We start from the raw sequence: 4513 nt of genomic DNA, 5'->3' as shown, positions 1-4513 counted from the left end.
GCTGTCTCCCAGCAACAAACGCAGCAGAACGGGCAGCGGGTGATGGCTGTCGAGCTTAGGCGAAACAGCGACGGCACGCTCGCCGGCAATCTCGTTCTTCCGTTTGGCCTCCTGCTCGACGCCGGTGCCACACTGCAGATTGACGACAGCCAGCCGCTGGCGGCGCTGCGCCTCTCCACCTGCCTGCCGGCCGGCTGCATCGTGCCGCTCAGCCTCGGGGAAGAAACAGTCGCAGCTTTGCGGGCCGGTTCGGTGCTCAAGATAAAGGTCAGAAGCGCAGATCAGAAGGAGGTGGTCCTGCCCGTGTCGTTGAAAGGACTTGCACCTGCTCTGGACAGGCTTGGCGTCCTCGCTGGAGCGTGACAATTCCTGCCGGAGCGCGTTTCTTAGCGAAAAGCCGATGCTTGCCACCGGTTCAAGTAGCACTGTGCTGGGTCGTAATGCAGGGGTAGGCTAGTGACTGACAATAAAGCCGTCGGTCCGCTGCCGGTCTCAACGCGGACGTCAACGGTTCTACAATTGGCCATCGACTGGGGTTCCTGGAAGCTTTTCGAACTTTCTGGATCGAGTCTCGGCCCGAATTGCGTGTGCTTGTTGGACAAATTAGGTCGTGAGCATCCGTCATGGGAACAGTTCGCGCACGGATACGTTCGGCCGCCGCTCTTCGATCGCGATGCGAAGCTTCTTAGCCACGATCTTTTCAAGCGAAATCCGGCGACGCAACGCCTCGACGACGTCCATGCCATCCATCATGACGATGCGCCTAGCGACGAAGGCTTGCAGGCCGTCCGAGGTGAATCCCGAATATGAAACGAAGAGGCCACGGGCGCCTTCGAAGTGTTGCCCGATCAACTCTTGGAACGACCGGAGTTCACCAGCGCCAGTTTGGGCATTGCGCCATTTCGCTTCGAGAAAATAGACGGTGTTGCTGTGCAAAAAGCTGCCATCGATCTGCTCGCCTTTGAGCTTGAAGGCTTTCCGCGGTTCTAGCCCCCATGCATCGAACCAGCGCTTCAGAAACCTCTCAAAGGCGTAGCCACGCGCCTGTGCTGCTTCGTCCATTCCATGCAGCCCCATGAACTCGTTCTCAAGTTCGACTTGTGTAGATTCGGCTGGTCCGCAGCGTAGTGGCGCACTCGGCTCCGGAGTCTGGGTGGTCGTGCCTGGGATAGGTTTGCCGCCCAGTCGCTCAATCAGTGCGCTCAGTCTCTCGCGGCTCCGGAACACGCTATCTTCGTTTCCCGCAAGATAAGCCATCCGATATTCCCAAAGGCCATTTAGCGCCTTCACTATAGCTCCCTTCTGAGCCTTCTGCATGAATGCACGTAGGCGCTTGCCCTTGCTGTTAGCGTTGTCGATGAGATAGGCGTCGTTGTAGATGTCGACGCCCACTTCGTCCCGGAAGAATTCTTGGTAGGTGCGGTTAGTGAAATCCATCACGTAGCCGTCGCCGAACAGATCGCCGACTAGCTTCAGATCCACCGCCTTGACTTCGCCGGCCATCGATTCACCTGTCCAATTATCGCTTCGCCAGTTTGATGCAGAACCGATCTCGGATGCAATTGCGTTCCCCATAGTACTGCCGCCCACCCACATCGTCTGGCGACTGCTTTTCGTCTCACAAAGACAGGCCCGAACGTTGCCTACGAGAGCCCGTCACGATCGGGCCCCCACTTACCGGATCGCCGATTGCGGAAATTGCTCTTCTCGGTCGATCGCCAATTGCGCTAGTCCAATCAATTGATTGCTGCAGTGAAGATTCATATAGGACGTTCGAGTACGGCGATACATTGGGGACCGGTGAGAAGGTCGCTGCTACGGGCCCTCTGGGCACATCGTGCATCGGGCAGAGCAATTTTGTTTTGCAAAGACTGCGATATGCTAACTTTGGACATGCCTTCGAAGAAGACTACTGAGACAGTAACCGCGGATATCGCTTCGCTCCTGCAGGCAGGAGAAGGTGATCGCGCGGACTTCAAGCGCGGCCCTGACGGCGTGTCTGCTGAGGACCTAGTTGCGTTCGCTAACGCGGGTGGCGGAGCCATTCTTGCTGGCGTCGATGAACGCGCCGGGGACGGAGGCGCACAGGTCGGCGTCGTGGTGGGATGTGATGTTGGCGATGGAACGATACTTCAGATCGCCAACAAAGCTCTGGGATGCATCCCACCGGTCGCGATCAATGTCAGCATCGAAAATGACGACGGCAAGTCGTTTCTGCGGATCGATGTCCCCAGCAGCGCCACGAAGCCACACTGCACTCCTAGAGGCATCTACTGCACGCGTGATGGGCGACGTAATCGCGCGCTGCATCCAACCGAGCTTTTGAAAATCTTCCTCGAAAGCGAAGCGCGCGCATTTGCCGAGCGGTTTGAGGCGGCAGCAGGCCGCATGACGAAGGAACTCGGCCAGCTCGAAGCCTCTTTGGATGCCAGCATCCAGAGCATGGCCGATCAGCTCGGCTGGGCCGACAGCAAGCTTGGCGGCACGGAAAGCGCCCTCGACACCATCCAAGCTTACGTCACCCGCATCAATTCAGAAACCAACGATGTTGCCTCAAGACTTCGAACGATTTTCCGTCAGGACAAGCGCGACGATCCCGTCACGGAGCGTGAGCGAACCAAGCTTCGTGATGAGCTGGTCGACCAACTTCTAGACGATAGAAAGCTTCTGGACTCCATCGCGAAAGGCACCGCGAACTTCACGATCAGCGCGAAGGGTAAGGCCGCAGAAGAGCTGACGAAGGAAGATCTCTCCCCGATTTTCAAGGATGCGCTCAAGATCGTGGTCGACAAGGTCGAGAAGGAAAAATACTCGGTTCAGATCAAGAAGCCCGGCGAGTGTACAGAGAATGAACTCAACGATTTCGGGGTCCTCTTAAAAAAGGGGGGCGAAGTCGCGGTTGGCATCGAAGCTCGCCTCAGGACTGCGGATGTCCTGGGCTTCATCCGATACGAGAAGGCGATCGTCGGAGTCGGGGCTCTTAAGAAGCCGGCCGTCGCCTACCGGAACGGTGTTTTTCAGAAGGCTCAGGCTACGGCCAATCCAGGTGACTTCACGCGCGAACTAGGATGGCTCTTCGTCGAGCAAAAGCATCGTGGAAAGCAGACCCGGGACCTGATCTCGGGCTTGCTGGATGCGGCGCGAGCCAAGCTCGTTTACGCGACCACCCGCAAGGCCAACGAAAAATTACAACGCATCCTCAAGCATCATCGCTTCTTCCAGAACGGCGCCGCGTACCCCTCGACTGAAAACCCCGGCGAGGAAATTATCCTCCTGACACAGAGCTCCAGCCCGTCTATCTCAAAGGAAAAAGAAGGCATCAGCCGAGCTCAACAGCATCCCGAGCCGGATCGCGGTGCGCGGCAACAATCAAAAAGCTGAAGCACATACCCGGCCGCCTGGTCCCGTAACCTTGCCATTCCGGCGGAGCTTCCCGTTTAGAGCGTCATCAAGGTGCGCGTATCGGTCGGAAGTCTGCTTCTGTCGCCAAGGAGACATTCAACGAGTCGTATCGTATGATCGCCGGCAACACGCTACGTGCAGCGGTCCGTGTACCCTACGAAACCGTTTCAATTCGCAACGCTTCATCGATGACACGGAGAGCTGCGGTAGGGTTCTCCTCCTCCCGGTGCCACAAAACAGGATCGGCTGCGCTTTCACTTGTCGCGAGTTTGGCAAAGTAGTCCTCAAACGCATGCACTAAGAACTTGTCCCCGCTGATATAGCCAACGGGCAGTGGGTAGCCGGACTTCAGGTCAGGCGCGTGCAACAGAACGAGGCACCAGCCGTTTGGCTTCAGAACGATCTCAAGCGATCGCGGCGCTTCATTTGTGATTGCCAAACAGCGATCGAAAAGCGCAGCTTGTCTTTCCCGCTTCCCGAAACGTTTGCGCCAGCTATTTGCTGTCCAACGGTCGAAGCCATCGCGGGCCAAGAGAACAAGGCCTGCAGGTTCCTGTTCTGAAAGATCTCGAAGAAGCGTAGCAAATGAGAGGCTGCGGCCCCAATAGTCCGCATGGGGAGGCAACCAGAAAATTGGATTGCTGTCGGTTTCCAATTGCTTAGTCCATTCTGTCATCGCAGCTCTGACCGCGCCTGAGGACGATGAGCCGACAACTCTGATGCCGGGAGCAAAAGGATGGGCGAGTGCGCAAGTGTCAGGGTGGCAAAGCCTAGCCCACACAGACTGCCGCGTGGGCTCGTTCAGGCCGCTACGGGAAAACACGCCTCCATCAATCGATTCCACCTGATTGAAGGCAAAGTCGTAGTCGCTCGGACAGGCGAGTTTCTTGGTGTAAGCGCTAAAAGCTTCTATCAGCGGTGTCCGCGAGCCGGTCCTTCCACGCTGTCTGAGATTGCTAAAGTCCGGCTCCACAAAAGCGGGCTCATCGAGATAGAGGCGGACGGGCACGTGGAACGGCGCCGGGAATGTCTTTAACTGTTGGACGTCTTGAGTCATCTGAAAGCGAAAGTCATCTGCCTTCAGCTTGCCCCCCGAGCGCTGGCGCCACTC

General features: G+C 57.3%; 3 protein-coding genes and 1 pseudogene. 2 read left to right on the top strand and 2 right to left on the bottom strand.

Annotated elements, in window-relative coordinates:
- Positions 1–363: invasion associated locus B family protein (locus tag EOC06_RS31840; RefSeq protein WP_245470261.1), on the top strand; the 363-nt coding region annotated here is incomplete at its 5' end.
- Between the two features lie 258 nt (positions 364–621).
- On the opposite strand, the gene EOC06_RS44025 is transcribed toward EOC06_RS31840, so the two are convergent.
- Entirely contained in the window at positions 622–1503 is an 882-nt protein-coding gene (locus EOC06_RS44025; protein WP_164898843.1) for a restriction endonuclease, read from the bottom strand.
- A gap of 375 nt (positions 1504–1878) precedes the next feature.
- On the opposite strand from EOC06_RS44025, the gene EOC06_RS31830 reads away from it, so the two are divergent.
- Entirely contained in the window at positions 1879–3381 is a 1503-nt protein-coding gene (locus EOC06_RS31830; RefSeq protein ID WP_128309651.1) for a helix-turn-helix domain-containing protein, read from the top strand.
- Between the two features lie 175 nt (positions 3382–3556).
- Here EOC06_RS31830 and EOC06_RS40390 read toward each other — a convergent pair.
- Positions 3557–4513 (bottom strand): annotated as a pseudogene (locus tag EOC06_RS40390) (hypothetical protein); the annotation flags it as partial.

It is taken from the genome of Mesorhizobium sp. M7A.F.Ca.MR.362.00.0.0 (assembly GCF_004023175.1).
In the GTDB taxonomy this organism is placed as follows: domain Bacteria; phylum Pseudomonadota; class Alphaproteobacteria; order Rhizobiales; family Rhizobiaceae; genus Mesorhizobium.
Note: the sequence above shows the minus strand (reverse complement) of the source record. Positions and strands in the feature narration are given on the sequence as shown.

What these genes read in the sequence shown, in the direction of transcription:
- EOC06_RS31830 (WP_128309651.1), top strand. Translation starts at nt 1,879, where the DNA reads ATGCTAACTTTGGACATGCCTTCGAAGAAGACTACTGAGACAGTAACC.
- EOC06_RS44025 (WP_164898843.1), bottom strand. Translation starts at nt 1,503, where the DNA reads ATGGCCGGCGAAGTCAAGGCGGTGGATCTGAAGCTAGTCGGCGATCTG.